This window comes from Antarcticirhabdus aurantiaca (assembly GCF_009765365.1).
Lineage (GTDB): Bacteria > Pseudomonadota > Alphaproteobacteria > Rhizobiales > Rhizobiaceae > Antarcticirhabdus > Antarcticirhabdus aurantiaca.
Window position 1 is genome coordinate 1 of the sequence record NZ_VTOM01000039.1, and the last position, 24,463, is coordinate 24,463.

Annotated in this window: 25 protein-coding genes; 8 read left to right on the top strand and 17 right to left on the bottom strand. The window is 68.7% G+C overall.

Going from position 1 to position 24,463, the window contains the following annotated elements; all coding sequences use genetic code 11:
• The first annotated feature begins 442 nt into the window (after positions 1–442).
• From FZN60_RS27660 to FZN60_RS27675, 4 genes are all read left to right on the top strand, one after another.
• Entirely contained in the window at positions 443–1,999 is a 1,557-nt protein-coding gene (locus FZN60_RS27660; protein ID WP_246727285.1) for a sugar ABC transporter ATP-binding protein, read from the top strand.
• A complete protein-coding gene (locus tag FZN60_RS27665) occupies positions 1,996–2,997 on the top strand; it encodes an ABC transporter permease (protein ID WP_158877505.1) in 1,002 nt (333 codons plus the stop codon). Before FZN60_RS27660 ends, FZN60_RS27665 begins: the two co-directional genes overlap by 4 nt.
• An 80-nt stretch (positions 2,998–3,077) precedes the next feature.
• On the top strand, positions 3,078–4,028 hold the full coding sequence (locus FZN60_RS27670; RefSeq protein ID WP_158877507.1) for a substrate-binding domain-containing protein: 951 nt from the start codon (positions 3,078–3,080) through the stop codon (positions 4,026–4,028).
• 270 nt (positions 4,029–4,298) lie between these two features.
• A complete protein-coding gene (locus FZN60_RS27675) occupies positions 4,299–5,939 on the top strand; it encodes a methyl-accepting chemotaxis protein (RefSeq protein ID WP_158877509.1) in 1,641 nt (546 codons plus the stop codon).
• A 189-nt stretch (positions 5,940–6,128) separates the two neighbouring features.
• Here the strand turns inward: FZN60_RS27675 and FZN60_RS27680 are convergent, their stop codons facing one another.
• The 6 genes from FZN60_RS27680 to FZN60_RS27705 all read right to left on the bottom strand — a co-directional run bounded on the left by FZN60_RS27680 (position 6,129) and on the right by FZN60_RS27705 (position 10,491).
• Positions 6,129–6,758, bottom strand: a complete 630-nt coding sequence (locus FZN60_RS27680; RefSeq protein WP_158877511.1) for a MerR family transcriptional regulator — start codon at positions 6,756–6,758, stop codon at positions 6,129–6,131.
• A 27-nt stretch (positions 6,759–6,785) separates the two neighbouring features.
• On the bottom strand, positions 6,786–7,133 hold the full coding sequence (locus FZN60_RS27685) for an integration host factor subunit alpha (RefSeq protein WP_158877513.1): 348 nt from the start codon (positions 7,131–7,133) through the stop codon (positions 6,786–6,788).
• Positions 7,134–7,240: 107 nt separating this feature from the next.
• Complete coding sequence (locus FZN60_RS27690; protein WP_158877543.1) at positions 7,241–8,215, bottom strand: beta-ketoacyl-ACP synthase III; 975 nt, start codon at positions 8,213–8,215, stop codon at positions 7,241–7,243.
• Positions 8,216–8,220: 5 nt separating this feature from the next.
• Positions 8,221–9,258, bottom strand: coding sequence for a phosphate acyltransferase PlsX (plsX, locus tag FZN60_RS27695; RefSeq protein ID WP_246727296.1), 1,038 nt, complete (start codon positions 9,256–9,258; stop codon positions 8,221–8,223).
• Between the two features lie 140 nt (positions 9,259–9,398).
• Positions 9,399–9,971, bottom strand: a complete 573-nt coding sequence (locus tag FZN60_RS27700) for a YceD family protein (protein WP_246727286.1) — start codon at positions 9,969–9,971, stop codon at positions 9,399–9,401.
• Between the two features lie 7 nt (positions 9,972–9,978).
• Entirely contained in the window at positions 9,979–10,491 is a 513-nt protein-coding gene (locus FZN60_RS27705) for a ubiquinol-cytochrome C chaperone family protein (protein WP_158877519.1), read from the bottom strand.
• A 210-nt stretch (positions 10,492–10,701) separates the two neighbouring features.
• Between FZN60_RS27705 and FZN60_RS27710 the strand changes: the two genes are divergently transcribed.
• Positions 10,702–11,184, top strand: a complete 483-nt coding sequence (locus FZN60_RS27710; protein WP_422569885.1) for an outer membrane protein assembly factor BamE — start codon at positions 10,702–10,704, stop codon at positions 11,182–11,184.
• A gap of 86 nt (positions 11,185–11,270) precedes the next feature.
• On the opposite strand, the gene FZN60_RS27715 is transcribed toward FZN60_RS27710, so the two are convergent.
• The 10 genes from FZN60_RS27715 to FZN60_RS27760 all read right to left on the bottom strand — a co-directional run bounded on the left by FZN60_RS27715 (position 11,271) and on the right by FZN60_RS27760 (position 21,073).
• Complete coding sequence (locus tag FZN60_RS27715; RefSeq protein ID WP_158877521.1) at positions 11,271–13,421, bottom strand: sodium-translocating pyrophosphatase; 2,151 nt, start codon at positions 13,419–13,421, stop codon at positions 11,271–11,273.
• A 164-nt stretch (positions 13,422–13,585) separates the two neighbouring features.
• The gene (gene nusB, locus FZN60_RS27720) at positions 13,586–14,113 is read right to left on the bottom strand and encodes a transcription antitermination factor NusB (protein ID WP_158877547.1); all 528 of its coding nucleotides are present in this window, start codon (positions 14,111–14,113) and stop codon (positions 13,586–13,588) included.
• A 5-nt stretch (positions 14,114–14,118) separates the two neighbouring features.
• Positions 14,119–14,568 (bottom strand): 6,7-dimethyl-8-ribityllumazine synthase, encoded by a 450-nt coding sequence (locus FZN60_RS27725; protein WP_158877523.1) that lies wholly within the window; start codon positions 14,566–14,568, stop codon positions 14,119–14,121.
• A 117-nt stretch (positions 14,569–14,685) separates the two neighbouring features.
• Positions 14,686–15,300: a riboflavin synthase gene (locus tag FZN60_RS27730; protein WP_158877549.1), complete on the bottom strand. Its 615-nt coding sequence runs from the start codon at positions 15,298–15,300 to the stop codon at positions 14,686–14,688.
• Positions 15,297–16,373, bottom strand: a complete 1,077-nt coding sequence (gene ribD / locus FZN60_RS27735; RefSeq protein ID WP_158877551.1) for a bifunctional diaminohydroxyphosphoribosylaminopyrimidine deaminase/5-amino-6-(5-phosphoribosylamino)uracil reductase RibD — start codon at positions 16,371–16,373, stop codon at positions 15,297–15,299. Before ribD ends, FZN60_RS27730 begins: the two co-directional genes overlap by 4 nt.
• A gap of 32 nt (positions 16,374–16,405) precedes the next feature.
• Positions 16,406–16,891: a transcriptional regulator NrdR gene (gene nrdR / locus FZN60_RS27740; RefSeq protein WP_158877525.1), complete on the bottom strand. Its 486-nt coding sequence runs from the start codon at positions 16,889–16,891 to the stop codon at positions 16,406–16,408.
• Between the two features lie 22 nt (positions 16,892–16,913).
• On the bottom strand, positions 16,914–18,233 hold the full coding sequence (gene glyA / locus FZN60_RS27745) for a serine hydroxymethyltransferase (RefSeq protein ID WP_158877527.1): 1,320 nt from the start codon (positions 18,231–18,233) through the stop codon (positions 16,914–16,916).
• A gap of 132 nt (positions 18,234–18,365) precedes the next feature.
• Positions 18,366–19,712, bottom strand: coding sequence for a L,D-transpeptidase family protein (locus tag FZN60_RS27750; RefSeq protein ID WP_158877529.1), 1,347 nt, complete (start codon positions 19,710–19,712; stop codon positions 18,366–18,368).
• A gap of 278 nt (positions 19,713–19,990) precedes the next feature.
• Positions 19,991–20,497 (bottom strand): transcriptional regulator LdtR, encoded by a 507-nt coding sequence (ldtR, locus tag FZN60_RS27755; RefSeq protein WP_158877531.1) that lies wholly within the window; start codon positions 20,495–20,497, stop codon positions 19,991–19,993.
• 138 nt (positions 20,498–20,635) lie between these two features.
• The gene (locus FZN60_RS27760; RefSeq protein ID WP_158877533.1) at positions 20,636–21,073 is read right to left on the bottom strand and encodes a DUF6163 family protein; all 438 of its coding nucleotides are present in this window, start codon (positions 21,071–21,073) and stop codon (positions 20,636–20,638) included.
• A gap of 145 nt (positions 21,074–21,218) precedes the next feature.
• Between FZN60_RS27760 and hemB the strand changes: the two genes are divergently transcribed.
• The 3 genes from hemB to FZN60_RS27775 all read left to right on the top strand — a co-directional run bounded on the left by hemB (position 21,219) and on the right by FZN60_RS27775 (position 23,687).
• Entirely contained in the window at positions 21,219–22,253 is a 1,035-nt protein-coding gene (gene hemB, locus FZN60_RS27765) for a porphobilinogen synthase (RefSeq protein ID WP_158877535.1), read from the top strand.
• 114 nt (positions 22,254–22,367) lie between these two features.
• Entirely contained in the window at positions 22,368–22,820 is a 453-nt protein-coding gene (locus FZN60_RS27770; protein WP_422570301.1) for an RDD family protein, read from the top strand.
• 111 nt (positions 22,821–22,931) lie between these two features.
• Complete coding sequence (locus FZN60_RS27775) at positions 22,932–23,687, top strand: arginyltransferase (RefSeq protein WP_158877539.1); 756 nt, start codon at positions 22,932–22,934, stop codon at positions 23,685–23,687.
• 166 nt (positions 23,688–23,853) lie between these two features.
• On the opposite strand, the gene FZN60_RS27780 is transcribed toward FZN60_RS27775, so the two are convergent.
• The coding region (locus tag FZN60_RS27780) for a GNAT family N-acetyltransferase (RefSeq protein WP_210253440.1) at positions 23,854–24,463 on the bottom strand (610 nt) is incomplete at its 5' end.

The following is a 24,463-nucleotide window of genomic DNA, read 5'->3' on the forward strand; positions in this document are numbered from 1 at the left end:
GAGAACCGCGCGCCCGACCCGGCCGTGACCTTCCCGACGCTCGCCGACGGCCTTAACGGCATGCGCTTCATCGAAACCGCCATCCGATCCTCAAACAACGCAAATACCTGGACACAGTTCGAATAGCTGTTCGCCGACGGCGATCCTGAGGCGCGTGGCGCAGATGGTATTCCGCGCCTCCTGCTTCCCTTTCGATTACCAGTGCCGGCTGCGGTTACCATTCACGTGACGAGGTTGTGATCAGTGGACCTGACGGGTTGCCTAGCGTCAGGCTTTTGAGCTACGTAACTCAAGGCTGCATCGCAGCGGGACAGCGTGGCGTGGGAGCGCCCGAGCCGCCGGGGAGGAACGGCAGAATGAGCACGATCCGGACGTGGATCGGCCGCGTGGTTTCGCGCCACCCACAGGGCACGCGCGCGCCTCGATGCGAGAGAGGGCGGACGTGAGCGCCCTCGCCGCCAGGTCGGCAACCGCCGCGGCTCCGGTGATCGCGGTCGAAGGACTGGCGAAGTCCTTCGGGCCCGTCGAGGTTCTGAAGGACATCCGGTTCGACCTCCGGCCCGGCGAAGTGCAGGCGATCATCGGCGAAAACGGCGCCGGCAAGTCGACGCTGATGAAGATCCTCGCCGGCCATCTCCAGCCGACCGCCGGCACGATCAGGCTGGGCGGCGAGCCCGTGAAGCTCGCGGGTCCCGTGGATGCCGAGCACCGCGGCATCGTCCTCGTCCACCAGGAGATTCTCCTCGCGCCCGACCTGACGGTCGCCCAGAACATCCATCTCGGGCGCGAGGTCCGCCGCGGCCTCACCCTCGACGACAAGGCGATGAACCGCTCGGCGCGCGAAGCGCTGGACGGCCTCGGCGCAGCGATCGATCCGCGGGCCGTCGTCGGCTCGCTCTCCATCGCCCAACGCCAGCTCGTTCAGATCGCGCGGGCCCTGCTCGTGCCCCACAGGATCGTGATCTTCGACGAGCCGACGGCGTCGCTGACGCCGCACGAGACCGAGGCTCTCCTCAAGGTCATTGACGACATCCGGCGTCGCGGTGTCGGCGTCCTCTACATCTCGCACCGCCTGCCCGAGGTGAAGCTCCTCGCCGACCGCGTGACGGTGCTGCGCGATGGCCGCCTCGTCGGGACGTACGAAGCGGCCGATCTCCAGCCGGCCGACATGGCGCGGCTGATGGTCGGGCGCGACGTGTCGAAGCTCTACCCCGACCGCGCGGCCCACGCCGCCGGCAAGCCGATCCTCGAAGTCGAGGCCATGCGGGTGCCCGGCTATGTCCGCTCCGCCTCGTTCACTCTCGGCAAGGGCGAAATTCTCGGCTTCGCCGGCCTCGTGGGCGCGGGACGCACCGAGCTTCTCGAGGGCATCCTCGGCCTTCGCGCGGCGGAGGGCAGCGTTCGCCTCGACGGCCGGCCGGTCCGCTTCTCGGACGCGCGCGCCAGCATGGATGCCGGCATCGTCTACTTGAGCGAGGATCGCAAGGGTAAGGGCCTGCTCCTCCAGCAGAATCTGCGCACCAACCTAACATTGGCCGCCCTCGACCGGTTCACCCGCGGCGCGCTGCTCAGCCCGGCACGCGAGGAGGAGGCTCTGACCGGCGCCATCCGCGACTTCGACATCCGCACGCGGCGCCGCGACCTCCTCGCCGGCCAGCTGTCGGGCGGCAACCAGCAGAAGCTCCTGCTCGCCAAGATGATGCTCCTCGATCCGCGCATCGTCGTCATCGACGAGCCGACGCGCGGCATCGACATCGGCACGAAGGAACAGATCTACCGCTTCGTCGCCAAGCTCGCGGACGACGGCAAGTCGGTGATCGTCATCTCCTCCGAGATGCCGGAGCTCATCGGAGTGTGCGACCGCATCATCGTCATGCGGGAAGGCCTCGTCGCCGGCGAAGTCAGCGGCGCGGCGATGAACGAGCGCGAGATCGTCATGCTGACGACGGGCGCCGGCGAGAAGGAGGCCGCGCTCGCGGTCGAAGGAACGGGCCCATGAGCGACGCAGCCACCACATCCGCCACCCCGCCCGCCCCGCGCCGGGAGATCGACCTGCGAGCCGTCGCGCCCTTCGTCGCGCTCGCCGCGCTTCTCGTCTTCGGCGCGCTCGTGAACCCGAACTTCCTCGGGATCGACAACCTCACGAACGTCATCACGCGCTCGGCCTTCATCGCGGTCATCGCGGTCGGCGCGACCTTCGTCATCTCGGCGGGCGGGCTCGACCTGTCCGTCGGCTCCATGGCGGCCTTCGTCGCGGGCACGATGATCCTCTTCCTCAACGCGGCGCCGGTCGAGGGCGGGGTGCCGATGATCGCGCTGGCCATGCTGCTGGCGCTCGGCGTCGGCGCTTTGTGCGGCCTCGCCAACGGGCTGATCACCACGGTCGGGCGCATCGAGCCATTCATCGTGACGCTCGGCACGATGGGCATCTATCGCGCGCTCACCATCTGGCTCGCCGAGGGCGGCTCGATCGCGATGGCCTCGCGCGACCTGCGCGCAGCCTACCGGCCCGTCTATTTCGGCGACGTCTTCGGCGTGCCGATCCCCGTTCTAGTCATCCTGGCGGTGGCCGCCATCGGCGCCTTCGTCCTGTACCGCACGCGCTTCGGCCGCCACGTGATGGCGGTGGGCTCGAACGAGGACGTGGCGCGCTATTCCGGCATCAAGGTCGACCGCGTCCGGACGATCACCTACGTCATCCAGGGCCTTTGCGTCGCCATCGCCGTTCTCGTCTACGTGCCGCGTTTGGGCGCGGCCACGGCGACCACGGGCCTCCTCTGGGAGCTCCAGGCGATCACCGCCGTCGTCATCGGCGGCACGGCGCTGCGCGGCGGCGTCGGGCGGATCTGGGGCACGATCTGCGGCGCGCTCATCCTGGAGCTCGTCGGCAACATCATGGTCCTGTCGGACCTCGTCAGCGAATACCTCATCGGCGCGGTCCAGGGCGCGATCATCATCGTGGCGATGCTGATCCAGCGCTCGCTCGCCCGCAGGTAGGGGCATCGAACGGACGGGGGCTGCGGGGCCGGCCGTTCGGGGAAACTGAAAGGCCCCGTTTCCTCGGGAGGAATTGCATCATGAAGAAGATCGTCATCGGCCTGGCGGCGCTCGCCCTGGCCTCGGCCGCCGGCTTCGCCCAGGCTCAGGAGCAGAAGCAGCTCACCATGGCCGTCTCGATCCCCGCCGCCGACCACGGCTGGACGGGCGGCGTCGTCTACCACGCCGAGCGCGAGGCGAAGCTCCTGGAAGAGCGCTATCCCGGCCTCGACATCGTCGTGAAGACCTCGCCGGACGGCGCCGCGCAGGCCAACGCGCTGGAGGACCTGACGGCTCAAGGGATCGACGCGCTCGTTACCCTGCCGCACAACTCCGACGAGCTGACCGATCCGATCCGCCAGGTGAAGGACAGCGGCGTCTTCGTCACCGTCGTCGACCGCGCGCTCTCGGACCCGACGATCCAGGATCTCTACGTCGCGGGCGACAATTTCGGCCTCGGCAAGCATGCAGGCGAGTACATGAAGGAGCGCATGACCGAGGGCGGCGACATCGTCATCATCCGCGGCCTGCCGATCGTCATCGACGAGGAGCGCCAGAAGGGCTTCGACGAGGGCATCGCCGGCTCGAAGCTGAACGTCCTCGACCGCCAGTTCGGCAATTGGTCGCGCGACGACGCCTTCAAGGTCATGCAGGACTACCTCGCCAAGTATCCCAAGATCGACGCGGTCTGGGCGCAGGACGACGACATGGTCGTCGGCATCCTGGAGGCGATCGAGCAGTCCGGCCGCTCCGACATCCAGTTCGTCGTCGGCGGCGCCGGCATGAAGGACATGATCAAGCGCGTCCAGGACGGCGACAAGATGGTGCCGGTGGACGTCCTCTACCCGCCCGCGATGATCGCCACCGCCATGGACCTGACCGCGGCCGGGCTCTTCGACCAGAACCCTGTGCGCGGCAACTACGTCCTCGACGCGACGCTGGTGACGCAGGAGAACGCGGCCGAATTCTACTATCCGGACTCGCCCTTCTGATTGCACCGGGCCAGCGAGAGCAACGACAAGAAGGGGAGGGCCGAGCGCCCTCCCCTTTTCTTTTGCGAAACTTGCAGACGCAACCACCCGTTATCGCTCTGTTAAGCGCGCACCGTCAGCTTTCATCTCCGGACGATCCTGCCGGCTTCCCGGATGACGGCCCGCGATCGTTCCGCCCATGCCGCCTCTCCACCCGCCCCGCGCCACCGACCGGCCGAAAAAGCCGCGACGAGCGTGCGAAGCCGAGCCCGCCACAGGATCCCCATGCGGATGACCTTTTCAAGGAAGCTGATCGCCTTCGTGATCCTCGCTTCCGTTTCGATCGTCGGCGTCGCCGGCTGGACCCTGTCCGCGATGCGCGATCAGATGGTCGACGACCGGAAGGTGGCCGTGAAGGCGCAGGTCGAAAGCGCCGTCGCGGTGCTCGAGTCCCTCAACGCCGAGGCGAAGGCGGGGCGCATCGACGATGCGACCATGCGCGCCGAGGCCGCCAAGATCGTCGGATCGATCCGCTTCGGGTCTGGCGACTACATCTTCGTCATCAACTCCAAGGGCGAGTTCCTCGTTCATCCCAAGCTGCAGGGACAAAAGGGCTGGGATCTGAAGGACGCCAACGGCGTCGCCTTCATCCGCGAGATCGTCGGCACGGCCAAGGCGGGCGGCGGCTACACCGCCTACGACTTCCCCCGCGCCGGCAGCGACCTTCCCGTCCCGAAGATCAGCTACGCGCAGGCCTTCGCGCCCTGGGACTGGATCGTCGGAACGGGCGTCTACGTCGACGACATCGAGGCGACGTTCTGGGGCAAGATCCTGTCGGTGGCCGCCGTCGTGCTGCCGCTGATCCTCGTGATCGCCGCGCTTGGCCTCCTGATCGCGCGCAGCACCTCGCGGCGCCTCGCTCAATCCATGGCCCTCGCCAGAGCCATCGGCGCGGGCAATCTGACGAACCTGCAGATCAGCGCCGGCAGCGACGAGCTCGGCGACCTGCAGCGCACGATGGCCGAAATGGCGGCCAAGCTGTCGGAGATCGTGGCGGGCGTGCGTCGCTCCTCCTCGCTGGTGGCGACCGGCTCCGGGCGCTCTGCCCATACGGCCGAGCAGCTCGCCTCCGGCTCCACCGCTCAGGCCTCGGCCTCCGAAAAGGCTTCCGCCGCGGTGGAGGAGATGACGGCCAACGTGCGCCAGAACGCCGACAACGCCGCCCAGACCGAGACGATCGCCAAGCAGGCGGCACTGGCCGCCGCCCGCACCGGCGAGGCCGTGAGCATCTCCGTCGAAGCCATGCGCACGATCGCCGACAAGATCACCGTGGTGCAGGAGATCGCTCGCCAGACCGATCTCCTGGCGCTGAATGCCGCCATCGAGGCGGCCCGCGCCGGCTCACACGGCAAGGGCTTCGCGGTGGTCGCCTCCGAGGTGCGCAAACTCGCGGAGCGCTCGCAGCACGCCGCGGCCGAGATCGGCGAACTCTCGGTGCGCACCGTGTCGGACTCGGAGAATGCCGGCGCCATGCTGGAGCAGCTCGTGCCGAACATCCAGCGCACCGCGGAGCTGGTCTCGGAGATTTCCGCAGCCTGCCGCGAGCAGTCGGTCGGCATCGAGCAGATCAACGAGGCGATCCAGCAGCTCGATCAGGTGACGCAGGCCAATGCCGGCGCCGCCAACGAGATGACCGCCACGGCCGAGGCCCTGTCGGCCGAAGCCGGACGCCTCGAGGAACGGGCGGCCTTCTTCCGCCTCACCGACCGGGAACGCGCCGAAGCGCTGGCCGAGGAAGCCGAGCAGATCAGGGCCGACAACGCGGCCCCCCGCCAGCGCCCGTCCGCCCCTCAGCCGAATCGCTCCCGAGCCGCGGCGGGACGACCCGCACCCGACCGCTCGGCGTCCGGCTTCGACAGACTCAGCGCCTGACGCCCCGAAGCAGCATCGAGACACCAGGAAGGGGCGCGGCGAAGGCCGCGCCCCTTTCCGTATGGAGGGAAGCGCAAGAGCAGAACCGGAAGCGACGGTCCGCCGGCCACGGGCATGCAAGCGATCGCTCAGTCGGATCTGACCTCGCATCATGAGACCACCCGACAGGCTGGTTTCCGGGCGATCCGTTCAGCGAACCTGGTCGAGCAGGCGCTTGCACTCCAGGAGATCGACGATCACCTGCTGAAGCACCTCGCGCGACTGGCGCGGAAGCCCCGCACCGTCGCCGCCGCGCCCAGTGGCGGGCGCCCTCTCCTCGCTTCGGTCGCCGCGCATCAGGAAGCGCGGGAAGCCGCGGCCGCGGTCGGCGGCAACGGGCGGCGGAGCGATGAGGTCGGCATCGTCGATGATCGCGCCGGGCGGGCTCGGCGGATAGGCGGGCAGCGGATCGTCGTCCAAGTCGGGCTCCACGGCGACGACGTCCTCGACCTCGTCGGCCTCCGAGCTGGAGCGCGACAGGTTGATCGTGTCGAGCCCGGTCGTGTCGCCGGCGCCGATGGCCATGACGAACCGGTTGCCGTTCTCGCGCAGGATGCGCTGGACGCCCTTGATCGTGTAGCCCTTCACGTAGAGCAGGAAGCGGATGCCCTTGAGGAGCTCGACGTCGTCCGGACGATAATAGCGCCGCCCCCCGCCCCGCTTCATCGGTCGGATCTGGCCGAACCGCGTTTCCCAGAAGCGCAGCACGTGCTGCGGCAGATCGAGATCCTCGGCCACCTCGCTGATGGTGCGAAAGGCGTCGACGCTCTTGTCGGTCATGCTGCGATCAATCCAGGGACGCCGGGTTTACTCGGCCGCCTTGAGCGCCTCGACCTCGACGTCGGCCGGACGGCGGCCGTTGTGCGAAGCCAGGATCCGGTCCTTCATGACGTTGGACGGCTTGAAGACCACGACGCGGCGCGGCGAGATCGGCACTTCCTGGCCGGTCTTCGGATTGCGGCCCACGCGCTCGTTCTTCTCGCGCACGAGGAAGGAGCCGAAGGAGGAGATCTTCACGGCCTCGCCCTTGGCGATGGTCGAGCAGATCTCACCGAGAACCATCTCAACGAGATAGGCCGATTCGGTGCGCGACAGCCCGATCTTGCGGAAGACGGCCTCCGCGAGATCCGCGCGGGTCAATGTCTTTTCGCTCATGACCGCCCCTTCGGCGCGACGAAACCGCGCGCATCCCCTCGCCCGGTCCCGTCTCGTTAACTTTTGGTCAGAATACCGACTTTAGGCGCTGAATCAAGGCGTTGACCTTACCAGCGCAGCAGAACGGCGCCCCAGGTGAAGCCGCCGCCCATGGCTTCCAGGAGAACCGCGTCGCCCGACTGGATCCGCCCGTCGCGCACGGCGCAGTCGAGCGCCAGGGGAATCGAGGCGGCGGAGGTGTTGCCGTGAGAATCGACGGTGATCACCACCTTTTCCGGCGCGATGCCGAGCTTCTTGGCCGACGCGTCGATGATCCGCTTGTTGGCCTGATGGGGCACGAACCAGTCGACCGATTCGGCGCTCATGCCGGCATCGTCCAGCACGGCCTCGACGACGTCGGTGATCATGCCGACGGCGTGCTTGAAGACCTCGCGCCCCTCCATCTTGAGGACGCCCACCGAGCGGGTCGAGGACGGGCCGCCGTCGACGTAGAGCTTCTTCTGGTGCGCCCCGTCCGAGCGCAGCTTGGTCGCGATGATCCCGGGCGCGCTCGCGTCGTCCGTCTCGCTCGGCCGCGCCTCCAGGACGATCGCCGCGGCGCCGTCGCCGAAGAGGACGCAGGTCGAGCGATCGGTCCAGTCGAGGATGCGCGAGAAGGTTTCGGCGCCGATCACCAGGGCGCGCTTCGCCTGACCGCTCTTGAGGTAGAGGTCCGCGGTGGTCAGCGCGTAGACGAAGCCGGAGCACACGGCCTGCACGTCGAAGGCGAAGCCGTGGCGGATGCCGAGCCGGTCCTGCACCTGCACGGCGGACGCCGGGAAGGTGTTGTTGGGCGTCGCCGTGGCGAGAATGATGAGGTCGATGTCGTCCGGCGTCAGGTTTGCTGCCGCCAGGGCGTTGCGCGCGGCCCCTTCCGCCAGAGAGACGGTCGTCTCACCCTCGCCCGCGATATAGCGCTGCTCGATCCCGGTGCGCTGGCGGATCCACTCGTCGGAGGTCTCGACGACGCCTTCCAGCTCGGCATTGGGCACTGCGCGAGCCGGCAGCATCGAGCCCGTGCCGAGAACGACGGAGCGCAGGATGGGTGTCATGGCGTGCTGCTTTCCGGCGCTTCGAGCGCCGCGTCGGGAGAAGTGCGGGAGCCGAAGGCGCGCAGGTCCGCCTCGATTCGCTCGAGAAGATTCTTGGAGGCCATGGCGTAGGCGACGTCGATCGCCGCCGCCATGCCCTCGGCGTCGGTGCCGCCGTGGCTCTTGATGACGATGCCGTTGAGGCCGAGGAAGACGCCGCCGTTGACCTTGCGCGGGTCCATCTTGTCGCGCAGCCGGTCGAAGGCGCCCTTGGCGAAGAAATAGCCGATCTTGGCCATCAGCGTGCGGGACATGGCAGCGCGCAGGTAGCTCGCGATCTGGCGCGCCGTGCCTTCCGCCGTCTTCAGGGCGATGTTGCCGGTGAAGCCTTCGGTGACGACGACGTCCACCGTGCCGCGGCCGAGGTCGTCGCCCTCGACGAAGCCGTGATATGTGATGCCCGGCAGGTTCAGCTCGCGCAGGAGCCGGCCCGCCTCGCGGATCTCGTCCTGCCCCTTCACCTCCTCGACGCCGATGTTGAGGAGACCGACCGTCGGCCGCTCGATGCCGAACAGCGCCCGCGCCATGGCGCCGCCCATGACGGAGAAGTCGACGAGCTGCTGGGTGTCGGCCCCGATCGTCGCGCCGACGTCGAGAACGACGCTCTCGCCCCGCAGCGTCGGCCACACGGCGGCGATCGCCGGGCGCTCGACGCTCGCCATCGTGCGCAGGCAGAACTTCGCCATGGCCATCAGCGCGCCGGTGTTGCCGGCGGAAACGGCGACGTTCGCCTCGCCGAGCTTCACGGCCTCGATCGCGCGCCACATGGACGAGCGGTAGCGGCCCTGGCGCAGCGCCTGGCTCGGCTTGTCGTCCATGCGGATCGACACGTCGCAGTGATGGAAGGTCGAGACGGCCTTCAGCCGCGGCAGCCCCTCCAGCACGGGCAGCACCGCCGCCTCCTCGCCATAGAGCACGAAGCGCGCGTCCGGATGCCGCTGCGCGGCGATCTCGGCGCCGGGCAGCACCACCGCCGGACCGTGGTCGCCGCCCATGGCGTCGATGGAAATGGTGATGGTTGAGGTGCTCAAACCCTCTGACCTGCTGTTCCGTTGCGCACGCGTGGCCGCTCCCTGCCGAGGCGGCGCGACCATATCGCTTCGCCGACCACTGACAATCGCCCCGTCATCGCTTGTCAGCCCTCTTCGCCATTTTTCGGGCGAAGCGTTGCAAGACGGGCGAAGGGCGAGACCCGCGCCTCCTCATCTGCCGGGAGGACGAGGTCCTCGGGCATCGCGGCGCCGGCCGATCGAGGATAGGGATCGAGCCCGAGCGCCGTGGTTTCGCAGAACAGCGCACCGAGGTCGATCCGATCGCCGTTGAAGGTGTCGGGAATGTCCTCGCCCTCGGGATCGATGTGCAGCGCGTCGTCGCGCGGGCTCTCGACGCGGGCGAGCTTCGATCCGTCCGGCACGAAGGTCGCGGCGATCTCCTCGCGCACGGTCTCGTCGAGCGGGTCGAGCGTCACGACGCATTGCTGGACCACGTCTGCGACGAGTTCGCCCGTGACCCTGACGCCCTCGCCGCGCCAACGCTTCACGAGGACGTCGGCCTTGAGCGAGCGGACGGCCTGGATGCCAAGCTGTCGCGTCAGCGCCGCGAGCTCCTTCTCGTTGGCCTCGAAGCGCACGGGCATGCCGGCTTCGGGAAGCGTCCTCACCGAAACGTCGAAGCGGATGGCATGCTGGATCTGATGGGGTTCGACCATGGTCATCTCACGCGCTGAAGCGGCCGGCGAGGAAGTTCGCGGCCGGCACATCGGCCAGGCGGCTGTTTTCCTCCAGCATATAGGCGGCGAGGCGCGCCGCCGCATCCTCCTCGTCCGAGGCGAGGGCGCGGCCGACGAGCGCCTGCGCCAGGGCGGTGCGCGTGCGGGTCTCGAGAGCGAGATCGTAAGCCGCTACGCGCTCGTAGAAGATACCGGTGAGCTTTCTCATGCGCTTGGGCACCGACTGGTCGCCGACGCCGAGCTCGCGGATGGAATGGTCGAGGTCGAGCACGAAGCGATCGACGAGCTCCTGCGCGAGACCGCCGAGCTCCGGCTCGCGCTTCAGCCGCGCCAGCGCCAGGAACATGTGGATCGTCAGCGCCTCGAACCGCCCCATGACCGTGTCGGCGATTCCGAGCGTGGTGAAGAGGCGGGGCTGGCGGGCGCGCTCGACGATCTCGGCGTAGAGCGCGTCGACGATCTCCCGGTTGCGCCGCCGCTGCTTCCATCGCTCGAACATCGGTTTCGTCCGCCTCGTCCATCCCGGCGTCCGGCGGGTCGCACGCTGGCGGCTCGATTGCAACAGGTGCAAGCCTGCTTTAACTGGTTCGATCCGCGAAGCCGGCGACGAATCGCCGGTGCTGCGCCGCCGACCACGCCGCTGCCGCAATCGGGCGGCAGGAGGACGGCGAAACAGTTATCGAAGGGTCCGAGGGGGAGTTCGAACAGCGTGATCCGGATCCGTAGCCTGCGCTCCGTCCAGCTTCTGGCCGCCACGGCCGCCCTCGGCGCGGCCTTTCCCTTGACCGGCTGCACGACGGCCGAGGTCTACAATCAGGGCTATGTCGCCGACGAGCAGACCCTGGCCCTCGTGCCGGTCGGCTCCAGCCGCGAGCAGGTGCTGCTGGCGCTGGGCTCGCCCTCGACCACCGCGACCTTCAACAACGAGGTGTTCTACTACATCTCGCAGAAGCGCGTGCGGCCCGTCGCCTTCATGAATCCGCAGCTCGTCGACCAGAAGGTGCTGGCGATCTATTTCGGCCAGGACGGGCGCGTCGCCAACATCGCGAATTACGGCCTCCAGAACGGCCGCGTCTTCGACTTCATCTCGCGCACGACGCCGACGGGCGGCCAGGACGCCTCCTTCCTCGGCCAGATCTTCTCCGACTCGACCGGCGCCCTTCCGACCCAGTCCCGCGTTCCCGGGCACTGAGCCGAAGGCTTCCAGCACCACAGAAAAGGGCCCGCCGGAGCGATCCGGCGGGCCCTTCTGCGTTCGGGACTGTGACGTCCCCCGACTCACCCGTGCGCCAGCACCGCCAGGAGCAGGAGCGCCACGATGTTGGTGATCTTGATGGCGGGGTTCACGGCCGGGCCCGCCGTGTCCTTATAGGGATCGCCGACCGTGTCGCCGGTCACCGAGGCCTTGTGCGCCTCGGAACCCTTGAGGTGGCGCACGCCGTGGACGTCGACGAAGCCGTCCTCGAAGCTCTTCTTGGCGTTGTCCCAGGCGCCGCCGCCCGAGGTCATGGAGATCGCGACGAAGAGGCCGGTGACGATGACGCCGAGCAGCATCGCGCCCACCGCCGAGAAGGCCTCGCTCTTGCCGGCGATCAGGAGCACCGCGAAGTAGACGACGATGGGGGCGAGGACCGGGAGCAGCGAGGGGACGATCATCTCCTTGATCGCCGCCCGCGTCAGGAGATCGACGGCGCGCGCGTAGTTCGGCCGCGACGTGCCGGCCATGATGCCGGGGTCCTCGCGGAACTGCCGCCGCACTTCCTCGACCACCGCGCCGCCGGCCCGCCCGACTGCCGTCATCGCCATGCCGCCGAAGAGGAACGGGATGAGACCGCCGAGCAGGAGGCCGACGACGACGTAGGGGTTGGTCAGCGCGAAGTCCGGCTGGACGCCCTGGAAATACGCGTAGCCCCGCCCCGCCTCGGCCTCCGCGACGAAGTATTGGAGGTCGTAGTTGTAGGCGGCGAAGAGAACGAGCGCGCCGAGGCCCGCCGAGCCGATGGCATAGCCCTTGGTCACCGCCTTCGTCGTGTTGCCGACCGCGTCGAGCGCGTCGGTCGAGCGGCGCACGTCCGACGGCAGGCCCGCCATCTCGGCAATGCCGCCGGCATTGTCCGTCACCGGGCCGAAGGCGTCGAGCGCGACGATCATGCCGGCGACGCCGAGCATGGCCGTCACGGCGATGCCCGTGCCGTAGAGGCCGGCCAGCGAGTAGGTCGAGATGATGCCGCCGACGATGACGATGGTGGGCAGCGCCGTCGATTCGAGCGAGACGGCGAGGCCCTGGATGACGTTGGTGCCGTGGCCGGTCACCGAGGCCTGGCTGATCGACCGCACCGGCCGGAAGCCGATGCCGGTGTAGTACTCGGTGATCCAGACGATGAGGCCCGTGACCGCGAGGCCGATGATGCCGCAGACGAAGAGGTTGAGGCCGTTGACGGTGATCCCCGACGCCGCCTGCCCGATGTCGCCGAAGCCGACGGTCGCCCAGGTCGCGGCGGCAAGGCCGACGACCGAGAGCAGCGTCGTCGCCCAGAGGCCCTTGTAGAGCGCGCCCATGATCGAGCCGTTGGCGCCGAGCCGCACGAAGAAGGTGCCGATGATCGAGGTGACGATGCAGGCGCCGCAGATCGCCAGCGGATAGGTCATCACCGTCGGGACGACGGCTTGGCCGGCGAAGAAGATGGCGCCGAGAACCATGGTCGCGACGACGGTCACAGCGTAGGTCTCGAAGAGGTCGGCCGCCATGCCGGCGCAGTCGCCGACATTGTCGCCGACATTGTCGGCGATGGTCGCCGGGTTGCGCGGATCGTCCTCGGGAATGCCCGCCTCGACCTTGCCGACGAGGTCGCCGCCGACATCCGCGCCCTTGGTGAAGATGCCGCCGCCGAGCCGCGCGAAGATCGAAATCAGCGAGGCGCCGAAGCCGAGCGAGACGAGCGCGTCGATCACGGTGCGGTCGCCGGGCGCGAAGCCGAGCGATCCCGTCAGCACCCAGAAGTAGCCGGCGACGCCGAGGAGCGCGAGGCCGGCGACGAGCATGCCGGTGATCGCGCCCGACTTGAAGGCGATGCCGAGGCCGAGGCCGAGCGAGCGCGAGGCGGCCTGGGCGGTGCGCACGTTGGCGCGCACCGAGACGTTCATGCCGATGAAGCCGGCAATGCCCGACAAGACGGCGCCGATCAGGAAGCCCACCGCGGCGTGGGACGAGAGAAGGGCCCAGGTCGCGGCGAAGACGACGATGCCGACGAGGGCGATGGTGGTATATTGGCGCGCCAGGTAGGCCTGCGCGCCCTCGCGGATCGCCCCGGCGATCTCGCGCATGCGTGGGCTACCCTGGTCTGCGGAGAGCACCGACTGCGTCGCCCAGATCGCGTAGGCGATCGACAGGGCGCCGCAGAGCGTCACCACGAGAAGTACTGTCGGCATGCATTCCCCCCAACCGCCGCTCCGTTGAACCGGAGCGCGTTCATCCCCTGCCGGGGGCGCGGAGGCGCCGTCGAGCGCCGCGCGCCCCGAGCCTGGCGAGACTTGCGCGGCGGGAGGCGGGCGTCAAGCGCACGGAGCGAAGCTGTTGGGGGTGGCCGAAGTCCTCAGCCGTCCTTTCGAGCCGGGCGGGGCGACACGTCGGTGCGGTGCTCGCGGGCGATTCGGTCGAGCACGGCGTTGACGAGCCGGGGCTCCTCTTCCGCGTAGAAGGCGCGGGCGACGTCGATGTATTCGGTGACGATCACCGCCACCGGCACGTCGGGACGCGTCAGGATCTCGTAGGTGCCGGCGCGCAGGATCGCCCTGAGCGTCGTGTCGAGGCGCGAGAGCGGCCAGTCCTCGGGCAGGGACTGGTGGACGGCCGGGTCGATCTCGCGCTGCTTGCGCACCACGCCCGAGACGATGTCGCGGAACCACGCGGCGTCTGCGTCGCGATAGGTCTCGCCGTCGATCTCGCGGCCGAGCCGGAAGGACTCGTATTCCGCGACGGTCTCGAGAAGCGGCGTGCCGCCGACGTCCATCTGGTAGAGCGCCTGGACGGCCGCGAGGCGCGCGGCGCCCCGCTTGTTGGCCTGCTTGGGACGGGCGGCGCCTTGAGCGGCGGCCGTTTCGGCGGGTTTGCGGTCGACCACGCCCCTCACGCCCCCAGCTTGTCGCGCAGCGCGATCATGCGCAGCGCCGCTTCCGCCGCCTCGCCGCCCTTGTTCTTGCGGGCCGGGTCGGCGCGGTCGAGCGCCTGCGCCTCGTTCTCGACGGTCAGGATGCCGTTTCCGATGGCGAGGTTCTCGTCCACCGACAGGCTGACGAGGGCGCGGGCGGATTCGTTCGACACGACGTCGAAGTGGTAGGTCTCGCCGCGGATGACGCAGCCGAGCGCGACGAAGCCGTCATACTCCTCGCCGCCCTCCTCGGCCGCGGTCAGCGCGAAGCCGATCGCCGCCGGCACTTCGAGCGCGCCGGGCACGGTGACGACGTCGAAGGTCGCGCCGGCCTCCTCCAGGCGCGCCTTGACGCCCTGGAGCTGGAGGTCGGCGATGTGGTCGTAGAAGCGCGCTTCGACGACGAGAATGTGGGGCTTGGAAGCCATGGATCACCCTCGGACAGGTAGACGGAACGCGGAACGCGGCCGAAAGGCCGCCCCGCGAAGCTCAAAAAGACACGCGGCGCGGCCGGGAGGGCGAAGGACCCGGCGGGCCGCCCCTCGTCAACTGCGCGATGAACCGAACAAGCGCTCCGCATAGCGCGCGATCTGGTCGACCTCAAGGTTCACTTCGTCGCCGGCCTCGCGCTCGCCCCATGTGGTGACGGCGAGCGAATGGCGAATGAGCAGGACGTCGAACACATCGTCGTCGACCGCATTGACGGTGAGCGAGGTGCCGTCGAGGCAGATCGAGCCCTTCTGCGCGATGAAGCGCTTCTCGCCTTGCCCGGCGCGGATGCGGAAGCGCACCGCCTCGCCCTCCGCCTCGCGCGAGACGATGGCGGCCTTCGCATCGACGTGGCCGGAAACGAGGTGGCCGCCGATCTCGTCACCGATCTTGAGCGAGCGCTCCAGGTTGATCCGCGTTCCCGCGTCCCACCTGCCGGCCGTCGTCAGCCGCAGCGCCTCCTCCCAGGCCTCCACCTCGAACCAGCGGGCGTTGGAGCCTGCATCGGGCAGCCGCGTCACCGTCAGGCAGACGCCGGAGCAGGCGATGGAGGCGCCGATCTCGATGCCGGCGGGATCGTAGGCCGTCTCGACGCGGAAGCGCCGGCCCTCGTCCAGCGCCTCGACGGAGGCGATCCGGCCGACATCGGTGACGATCCCCGTGAACATCAGGCGCTCCTTCTTACATATTCCGCCCAGCGGTCGGCGCCGAAGACATAGTGACGGGAGAGGGCGAATTGCGAGCGCGCCTCGGCCGGCGTGATCGCCGCGGGCACCCCGTCGGCACCGATCTCGACCGGCGACGAGACCAGAATCAGGCGATCCACGAGATCGTTGTGGAGGAAGCTTCGCGCGATGCGCGAGCCGCCTTCCACGAGGATCGAAGACAGGCCCGTAGCCGCCAGATCCTCCAGGATTTCCGGCAGCGCGAGGCCCGTGCCTTCGGGATCGCGCTCGGCCGGCTGCAGCTCGCATCCGGCCTCCAGAAGCGCGCGGCGCCTAGTCTCCGGCGCGTTCGGCGCGTGGACGAGAAGCGTGCGCGCCGGCTTGCCGGCCGTTGCGACGAGCTGCGCGTCTTGCGGCACGCAAAGGTCCGGGTCGAGCACGATGCGCAGCGGCGAGCGGCTCTCCAGCCCCGGCAGCCGGCAGGTCAGCATCGGGTCGTCCTCGCGCAGCGTGCCCGCACCGATCATGATCGCCTCGACGCGCGACCGCAGGAGATGCGTCTGCCGATTGGCGATGGTGCCGGTGATGGCCACCTGCCCCCTGCCCTCGACGCCGATCATGCCGTCGCGGGAAACCGCGATCTTCAGAATCACTTCCGGCCGCTTCCTCGCGTGGCGCGTGAGATAGCCGGAGAGCGGCTCGCCTGCCTCCGCCGCCATGACGCGCGGCAACACCGTCAGCCCGCCGGCGCGCAGGATCGCGTGGCCCTTGCCGTCGACACGCGGGTCGGGATCGGCGGCTGCCGAGACGACGCGCGCGACGCCCGCGGCGACCAGCCCGTCGGCGCACGGTGGCGTGCGTCCGTGATGGGCGCAGGGCTCCAGCGTCACGTAGGCCGTCGCGCCGCGCGCCGCCTCCCCCGCCTCGTCCACCGCGACGCGCTCGGCATGCGGCCGCCCGCCCCGTGCGGTGACGCCGCGCCCGACGACCCGGCCGTCCCGCACGAGCAGCGTCGCGACGGAAGGGTTCGTCGCGGTCAGCCCGACATGGCGCTCGGAATAGCGTATCGCCGCCGCCATGAAGCGGCGGTCGAGCTCGCTCGCCGCCCCGCTCACGCCGGATCCTCGTCGTTTTCCGCGGTCTCGGCGCCGCGCGCCAGCTCGTTCACGACGTCGGTGAAGTCCTTGGCCGCTCCGAAGTCGCGATAAACCGAGGCGAAGCGGACATAGGCGACGTCGTCGAGCTGCTTCAGCGCGTCCATGACCGTCAGGCCGATGGTTTCCGTGGAGATTTCCGGCTCGCCGCTCTGCTCCAGCCGCCGGACGACGCCGGAGATCAGCCGCTCCACCCGCTCCGGCTCAATCGGCCGCTTGCGCAGGGCGACGGAAACGGATCGCGCCAGCTTGTCGCGCTCGAAGGCGACGACGCGCCCGCTGCGCTTCCTCACCATCAGGTCGCGCAGCTGCACGCGCTCATAGGTCGTGAAGCGGCCGCCGCAGTCGGGGCAGGCGCGGCGGCGCCGGATCGACGCCCCGTCCTCGACGGGGCGCGAATCCTTCACCTGGCTGTCCTGCGAGCCGCAGTAAGGGCACCTCATGCGGCTCGCCGTCCCGTTCCGATCAGCCGAGGTTCGGGTAGATCGGGAAGCGGTCGGTCAGCGCGATCACGCGCTCCTTCACGCTCGCCTCGACGCGGGCATTGCCCTCGGCCGAGTTCGCCGCCTTCAGCCCGTCCAGCACCTCGACGATGAGCCGGCCGACCTCGCGGAACTCCTGCGCGCCGAAGCCGCGCGAGGTCGCCGCCGGCGTGCCGAGACGAACGCCCGAGGTGATCGTCGGCTTCTGCGGGTCGTTCGGCACGCCGTTCTTGTTGCAGGTGATGTTGGCGCGGCCGAGCGCGTTCTCCGAGTCCTTGCCCGTCAGGTTCTTCGGGCGCAGGTCGACGAGCATCAGGTGCGTGTCGGTGCCGCCCGACACGATGTCGAAGCCGCCCTCGCGAACCGTCTCGGCCAGGACCTTGGCGTTCTCCGCCACGGCCTTGATGTAGGAGCGGTAGGAGGGCTGCAGCGCCTCCCCGAAGGCCACCGCCTTGCCGGCGATGACGTGCATCAGCGGGCCGCCCTGGAGGCCGGGGAAGACGGCCGAGTTGATCTTCTTGGCGATATCCTCGTCGTTCGTCAGGACGAGGCCGCCGCGCGGGCCCCGCAGCGTCTTGTGCGTCGTGGAGGTGACGACGTGGGCGTGCGGTAACGGGCTCGGATGCTGGCCGCCCGCGACGAGGCCGGCGAAGTGCGCCATGTCCACCCAGAGATGCGCGCCGACCGCGTCCGCCACCGCGCGGAAGCGCGCGAAGTCGATGACGCGGCTGTAGGCCGAGCCGCCCGCGACGATGATGCGGGGCTTGTGCTCGTTGGCGAGCCGCTCCATCGCGTCGTAGTCGAGGAGGCCGGTCGAAAGGTCGAGGCCGTACTGCACGGCGTTGAACCACTTGCCCGAGAGGTTGGGCTTGGCGCCGTGGGTCAGGTGGCCGCCCGCGTCGAGGCTCATGCCGAGGATGGTGTCGCCGGGCTTGGCGAGCGCCAGGAGCACCGCCTGGTTCGCCTGGCTGCCGGAGTTCGGTTGGACGTTGGCGAAGCCGCAGCCGAACAGCGTCTTGACCCGCTCGATGGCGAGGTCCTCGACGATGTCGACGTACTGGCAGCCGCCGTAATAGCGCTTGCCGGGATAGCCTTCGGCATACTTGTTCGTCAGCACCGAGCCCTGCGCTTCGAGGACGGCGCGCGAGACGATGTTCTCGGAGGCGATCAGCTCGATCTCGTGGCTCTGCCGGTTCAGCTCCGACTTCATCGCGCCGAACAGCTCGGGATCCCGCGTCGCGATGCCTTCGTTGAAGAAGGCCTCGAAGCTGTCGCCCATTTCGGATCGGATGGCTTGGCTCATGGCGTGGCTCCCGTCTGCGGCCCGCGGATGAAAGAGAAAGGGCCGGATCGTCCGACCCGGCCCTTAACACGATGCCACGCGCGAAACCAAGGCGCCGCCGCCGGCCGCGACGTCGCGCGTCGCTCGCCCGGCTCAGAAGGTCTGGCTGTTGTCCCCTTGCGCGTAGGGGTTGACCTGCCCCGGCGCATAGGCCTGCGCGGTCAGGTCGCCGCTCGCCAGCGCCGCCGCTCCGTCGCGGTGGTAGATGTCGTCGCGGAACTGGACGGTTGCCGGGTCGCTCGCCCAGGCCGTGATGTAGGTGAAGAACACCGGCACCGGGTTCTGGAGGTCGATGTCCTTGCGCTGACGCGAGGCGATGACGCTCTCGATCGCCTGCCGGTCCCAGCCCTGCTCGTACTTGGCGAGCCAGACGATGAGGTCGCGCACGTTCTGGACGCGCACGCAGCCCGACGAATCGAAGCGCATGAGCTTGGAGAACAGGCCCTGCTGCGGCGTGTCGTGCATGTAGACGGCATGCGGGTTCGGGAAGTTGATCTTCACCGAGCTCATGGCGTTGTTCTTGCCCGGCTCCTGGCGGAACAGGTACTTGACCGCCTCGTCCGAGTTCCAGTCGATCATCTCCGGCGGCACCTCGCGGCCCTGGCCGTTGAAGATGTGGATGTTGCTCTTGGCGAGGTACTGCGGGTCCTTGCGCACCATCGGGATGATGTCCTTCTGGACGATCGACGCCGGTGCGTGCCAGTACGGATTGAGGTTGAGGTTGGTGATCGCGGAGTTCAGGATCGGCGTCTGCCGGTCCACCTTGCCGACGATCGCCGTGTGGCGCTGCGCGACGCGGCCGTCCTCCACCGCCTCGATCGCGGCCGCGGGCACGTTGACCATCACGAAGCGCGCCGGAAAGCCCTCCGTCATCGCCTGGAAGCGCTGAAGGTTGGTCTGCAGCTGGCCGAAGCGCAGGTCCGCCGGCACGTTCAGCGCCTTGAAGGTGTATTCCGCGACGACACCGTCGGCCGGCAGGCCATGCCGCTCCTGGAAGCGCTTGACGCCCGCGTCGACGTAGGAATCGAAGGCCGGGCTGTTGTTGGCCGCCGACTGCGGCAGGTCGCCCGAGACTGCGAGGCGCTGGCGCAGATAGGGCACCGCGCCCGACTGCAGGCCGATCTTCAGAACCTTGTCCTGCGGCACCGCCGGCCAGCCGCCCATCTGGACGATGCCGCGATGCGTCTCGATCGCCTGCGCGAGCGCGGCGACGGTGTTCTGCGAGAAGACGGGCTGCGCGGTCGCCACCTTGGCGACGCCGCTCAGGCCCGCGTCGAACTGGTCGTTCCAGTTGCCGCGCCCCGGCGCCGACAGGAGCTCGTCCAGCGCCGCGTCCTGGGCGCTCGCGACGCCCGGCAGCACCGCCGCGGCGGCGACTCCCGTCACGAAGGCGCGGCGCGACAGCTTGGCGCCCGTGGCGGCTTTGACCGGATGCGTCATCGTCTCGTTCCCCTCAGAACTCTCGGGCGGCGGCGCGAACCCTGCCGAAACAGGGTGAACACCCGCTGAACGGGCCGCGCGTCGCGGCGGGCATCGCCTGCCCGCATCGTCTGGAAGGGTTCTCCAGGGCAGACCAATATGGCCTCAGCGTGGCCCGCCACGCCGAAAGCCCGGCGCGCCGAAGAGGCGGCGGACCGGGCTTTGTGGCCGACGCCACCGGCTGGAGGACCGGCGCGGCGAGATCAGGCGGGGAGGACGACCGCCCGGGCGGAGAAGGCTCAGAGGCGGTAGGCGATCGAGTCGTTCCAGAAGCGGTCGAGGCGCTGCATCGAGCGGTTCATCTTCTGGAACTCCTGCTCGTCGAGGCCGCCCACCTTGTCGATCGAGCCGATGTGGCGGTCGTAGAGCTCGGCGACCATCGCGGCCACCTGCTGGCCGGTGGCGGTCAGCGAGACGCGCACCGCGCGGCGGTCGACGCGGGACTTCTGGTGGTCGATGAAGCCGAGCTCGACGAGCTTCTTCAGATTGTAGGAGACGTTCGAGCCCAGGTAGAAGCCCCGCGAGCGCAGCTCGCCGGCCGTCAGCGTCGCGTCGCCGATGTTGAAGAGCAGCAGCGCCTGCACGGCGTTGATGTCGGTGCGGCCGGCCCGGTCGAACTCGTCCTTGATGACGTCGAGCAGGCGGCGGTGCAGGCGCTCGACCAGCTGCAGGGTTTCGAGATAGAGGGCCTTCAGTTCCGACTTCGGCTCTACGGCAGTCGGCTCGCGCTTGACCTGGGCGTTCATGAGTATCGGCTCCGCTGTTGCTTTTGGCGGTTGTTCTCTTTCGATCCCGCCTTGTGACCCACATTACGTGCCGCATCTAAAAGTCGACTTAAATCACAGCCTTAAGAGCGCCTTACCTCGCCCTCCCGCAATTTGAGCTTAATGAGACGTGTTTCGCCGCTCGCCGTGGACGGGCCGGGACGCGCGGTGCCGGGCGATCCTGAGCCCGGCGAGCACCAGGAGGCAGGCGACGTGGGGCGCGAGGCCGAGAATGTCGGTGCCGAAGGTCCCGGGAAAGCCGAAGCTCATCACGGCCAGCGTCGCGGCGACGAGAAACCAGACCACGGTGCCCCAGGGCGCCAGCAGCCAGAGCCCGATGCCGGCCACGGGATACAGAACCGCGAGCGTCGCCGAGGCGACGCGCCAGCCGACCGGCATCAGGTCGAATCGGCCGAGCGGCCCGTCCGTCACGCCGACGAGGCGGATCCACTGTTCCAGCGTCAGCACGAACAGGAAGACGGCGCCGAGCCGCAGGATCCAGGCCCGCGCCCTGTCGATTCGCTCCAGGCGCGTGGCCTGCCCGCCGCGCTCGCTCATCGGCCCTCGTCCGTCATGGCGGCGCACTCCTTCATCGCGACATGGTTCTTATCGCCGTCAGAATCGACGTCAATCTTGCAGGGCCCGCGCGATGGGCGTAGCCGAACGGCCAGGATCCCCAACTTCCGCATCCGGTGTTTCCACGATGACCGAACGCTTCCGCGCCGACCCCGCCACCTCCGCCCGCATCGACGCGGCGACGGGCGGCCGGCGTTTCCGCCGCCTGCGCCAGCACGACTGGACCCGCCGCCTCGTGCGCGAGACGCAGCTCTCGCCCGCCGACCTCATCTGGCCGATCTTCGTGCGCGAGGGTTCCGGCGCGCCCGAACCCGTCGCCTCGATGCCCGGCGTTTCGCGTCTGTCCGTCGAGGGATGCGTGGAGGCGGCGCGCGAGGCGCGCGACCTCGGCATCCCGGTTCTCGCCCTTTTTCCCTATACGCAGGCGGAGATGCGCGACCTGTCGGGTTCCGAGGCGCTGAACGCCGGCAACCTCGTCTGCCGCGCCTCGCGCGCCATCAAGGAGGCCGTTCCCGAGGTCGGCATCCTCTGCGACGTGGCGCTCGACCCATACACGAGCCACGGCCACGACGGCGTCATGGAAGGGAGCCGCATCCTCAACGACGCGACCGTCGAGCTTCTCTGCCGACAGGCCGTCGTCCAGGCGCAGGCCGGCTGCGACATCATCGGCCCGTCCGACATGATGGACGGGCGCGTCGCGATGATCCGCGAGGCGCTGGACGCCGAAGGCTTCCGCGACACGCTGATCATGTCCTACGCCGCGAAGTACGCCTCGGCCTTCTACGCACCTTTTCGCGACGCGGTCGGCTCCAACGCTCTCCTGAAGGGCGACAAGCGCACCTACCAGATGGACTACGGCAATTCGGAAGAGGCCGTGCGCGAGGCAAGCCAGGATCTCGACGAGGGCGCCGACCTCATCATGGTCAAGCCCGGCACCTTCTATCTCGACATCGTCTCGCGCCTGTCGCGCGAGCTGGGCGTGCCGACCTTCGCCTACCAGACCTCCGGCGAGTACGCGATGATCATGGCCGCCGTCGGCAACGGCTGGCTCGACGGCGGTCGGGCGATGATGGAAAGCCTCTCCGCCTTCAAGCGCGCCGGTGCGGCGGGCGTCCTGTCCTACTTCTCCCCGCGGGCGGCGCGGGCCTGCCAGGGCCGCTGAGCGACCGCTCATTGCAGGCCGGGAGACGGCTCACCATCTTCGTGGCGGCGGCGACCTTTCGCCGTCGACCGAGGAGTTCGAAGCACGATGAACGGCGGACCTTTCGCTGGCACGATTAACAAGCGGACCGTGGACGCTCTCGACGCGCCGCGCCTCTACGACGGCGTGCGCACCCGGCGCATCATGTCCTTTCTCGTCGACTATGCCATCGTCGCGCTCCTGACGATCCCGGCAGCGATCGTCGTCGCGGTTCTCGGCCTTCTCACCTTCGGCCTCGGCTGGGGGCTCTACGCTATCCTCGTGCCGGCCATCGCGATCCTCTACGTCGGCTTCACCATGGGCAGCCGGCGCCAGGCGACGCCGGGCATGCGCCTCGCGGGCATCAAGGTCGAGCGGCTCGACGGCGCGGCGATGGATCCGGTGCTCGCCGTTCTCCACGGCGTTTTGTTCTGGGCCTCCGTCACGGTCCTCACGCCCCTCGTTCTGGTGGTCGGGCTGATGACGCGGCGCAAGCAGCTTCTCCACGACGTCCTTCTCGGCACGGCCGTTGTGCGCGACCGCGTCTGACGGGCCTTATCCCGGCGTCACGGTGTCGCCGCGCCCTTGCCAGGGGCGCGGCTTTGCCCTCATTTCAGGGCAAGGCATCTCCATGATCAGAGGGGGCGGAGCGGTCGCGCCATGACTGTGCATCCTTCGACGCCGCAGTTCTTCCTCACAGCGCCGTCCGCCTGCCCCTATCTGCCGGGCCAGCTCGAGCGGAAGGTGTTCACGCACCTCCTCGGCGGCCGTGCCCCGGACCTTCTCGACCTCCTGACGCAGGGCGGCTTTCGCCGCTCGCAGAACATCGCCTATCGGCCGGCCTGCGAGCGCTGCCGTGCCTGCGTCTCGGTGCGCATCCTCGTCGACGAGTTCGAGCCGACGAAGTCGATGCAGCGCGTCGCCCGTAACAATCGCGACCTCGTCGGCCGCATGATGCCGGCGCAATCCACCTCCGAGCAGTACAGCCTCTTCCGCCGCTACCTCGACGCCCGTCACGTCCACGGCGGCATGTCGGAGATGAGCGTCCTCGACTACGCGATGATGGTGGAGGAGAGCCAGGTCGACACCCGCGTCATCGAGTACCGCCGCAAGGGCCCCGACTCGGCGATCACGCCGCGCGGCGACCGCGACCTCATGGCCGTCGCGCTGACCGACGTCATGGGCGACGGGCTGTCGATGGTCTACTCCTTCTTCGAGCCCTCCGAGCCCGAGCGGAGTCTCGGCACCTTCATGATCCTCGACCACATCGAGCGCGCCCGCTCCCTGGGCCTGCCCTACCTCTACCTCGGCTACTGGGTCCGCGGCTCCCGCAAGATGGGCTACAAGATCCGCTTCCAGCCCCAGGAACACCTGGCTCCGCGCGGCTGGGAACGCTACGTGCCGGACGAGGGGTGAGCCTGCTTCCAGCCACTCCCGCATCATCGGTTTTCTCAATCCACAAAATCGTTGGAGGCGTTCTCCACCTCGATACGCAGCCATACTCCGCGAGGTGGACCTGATCACCTGCTATAGCCAGCATTGGACATCCGCTCCGTGGCTCGCGAATGTCTGCTTCCAGTTCCTACCGGACCCGAGCATACATGACGCAGTCTCGCGGATGTTCCGAGACGTTCGGGTGGACGAAGTATCTGCGCAGAACGCCCTCCTTGGTCATGCCTGCCTTCTGCATAACCCGAGCCGAAGCGAGGTTGTCGACGTCGCAAAAGGCTTCCGCACGAAAGATTGCCGGATGAGCCAAGGCATGATCGACCAGCCAGGTCAGGATCTCGGTGGCGCACCCGTTTCCCCAAGCGTGGCGAGCTAGAACGTAGCCGTAGTTGACCCGGCCAGGCCTAACATGGGGATGGAACATGCCGATCAGGTCATCCGGGCCGGTGCGCGTGAACACGACCAATGGGAAACCGCGACCAGTCTCCCATTCTCGTGCGGCGCTCTCGACGAAACTCTTCGTATCGCGAAGTGCCTCATGCGGTCGCCAGCCCAAATGCCGCGTGACGATAGCATCGCTCGCGTAGCTATCGAATATCGACGATGCATCTTCGGGTGGGTCGTGTCCCAGGTGGTGGTGTAGCTGAGAGGCGGTCATCGGCGGTTGCCGGTTAGGATCGGGTTGCGACAGCCAACCCCGAACCGAGAGACCACCGATGACCGACCCGATGATGGCCCTGCGG

What these genes read in the sequence shown, in the direction of transcription:
- plsX (WP_246727296.1), bottom strand. Translation starts at nt 9,258, where the DNA reads ATGGGCGGCGACCACGGTCCGGCGGTGGTGCTGCCCGGCGCCGAGATC.
- nrdR (WP_158877525.1), bottom strand. Translation starts at nt 16,891, where the DNA reads ATGAGGTGCCCTTACTGCGGCTCGCAGGACAGCCAGGTGAAGGATTCG.
- FZN60_RS27700 (WP_246727286.1), bottom strand. Translation starts at nt 9,971, where the DNA reads ATGGTCGAACCCCATCAGATCCAGCATGCCATCCGCTTCGACGTTTCG.
- ribD (WP_158877551.1), bottom strand. Translation starts at nt 16,373, where the DNA reads ATGGCGGCGGCGATACGCTATTCCGAGCGCCATGTCGGGCTGACCGCG.
- FZN60_RS27680 (WP_158877511.1), bottom strand. Translation starts at nt 6,758, where the DNA reads ATGACCGACAAGAGCGTCGACGCCTTTCGCACCATCAGCGAGGTGGCC.
- FZN60_RS27725 (WP_158877523.1), bottom strand. Translation starts at nt 14,568, where the DNA reads ATGGCTTCCAAGCCCCACATTCTCGTCGTCGAAGCGCGCTTCTACGAC.
- FZN60_RS27675 (WP_158877509.1), top strand. Translation starts at nt 4,299, where the DNA reads ATGACCTTTTCAAGGAAGCTGATCGCCTTCGTGATCCTCGCTTCCGTT.
- FZN60_RS27750 (WP_158877529.1), bottom strand. Translation starts at nt 19,712, where the DNA reads ATGACGCATCCGGTCAAAGCCGCCACGGGCGCCAAGCTGTCGCGCCGC.
- glyA (WP_158877527.1), bottom strand. Translation starts at nt 18,233, where the DNA reads ATGAGCCAAGCCATCCGATCCGAAATGGGCGACAGCTTCGAGGCCTTC.
- FZN60_RS27760 (WP_158877533.1), bottom strand. Translation starts at nt 21,073, where the DNA reads ATGAGCGAGCGCGGCGGGCAGGCCACGCGCCTGGAGCGAATCGACAGG.
- FZN60_RS27775 (WP_158877539.1), top strand. Translation starts at nt 22,932, where the DNA reads ATGACTGTGCATCCTTCGACGCCGCAGTTCTTCCTCACAGCGCCGTCC.
- ldtR (WP_158877531.1), bottom strand. Translation starts at nt 20,497, where the DNA reads ATGAACGCCCAGGTCAAGCGCGAGCCGACTGCCGTAGAGCCGAAGTCG.
- FZN60_RS27670 (WP_158877507.1), top strand. Translation starts at nt 3,078, where the DNA reads ATGAAGAAGATCGTCATCGGCCTGGCGGCGCTCGCCCTGGCCTCGGCC.
- FZN60_RS27685 (WP_158877513.1), bottom strand. Translation starts at nt 7,133, where the DNA reads ATGAGCGAAAAGACATTGACCCGCGCGGATCTCGCGGAGGCCGTCTTC.
- FZN60_RS27715 (WP_158877521.1), bottom strand. Translation starts at nt 13,421, where the DNA reads ATGCCGACAGTACTTCTCGTGGTGACGCTCTGCGGCGCCCTGTCGATC.
- hemB (WP_158877535.1), top strand. Translation starts at nt 21,219, where the DNA reads ATGACCGAACGCTTCCGCGCCGACCCCGCCACCTCCGCCCGCATCGAC.
- FZN60_RS27705 (WP_158877519.1), bottom strand. Translation starts at nt 10,491, where the DNA reads ATGTTCGAGCGATGGAAGCAGCGGCGGCGCAACCGGGAGATCGTCGAC.
- FZN60_RS27665 (WP_158877505.1), top strand. Translation starts at nt 1,996, where the DNA reads ATGAGCGACGCAGCCACCACATCCGCCACCCCGCCCGCCCCGCGCCGG.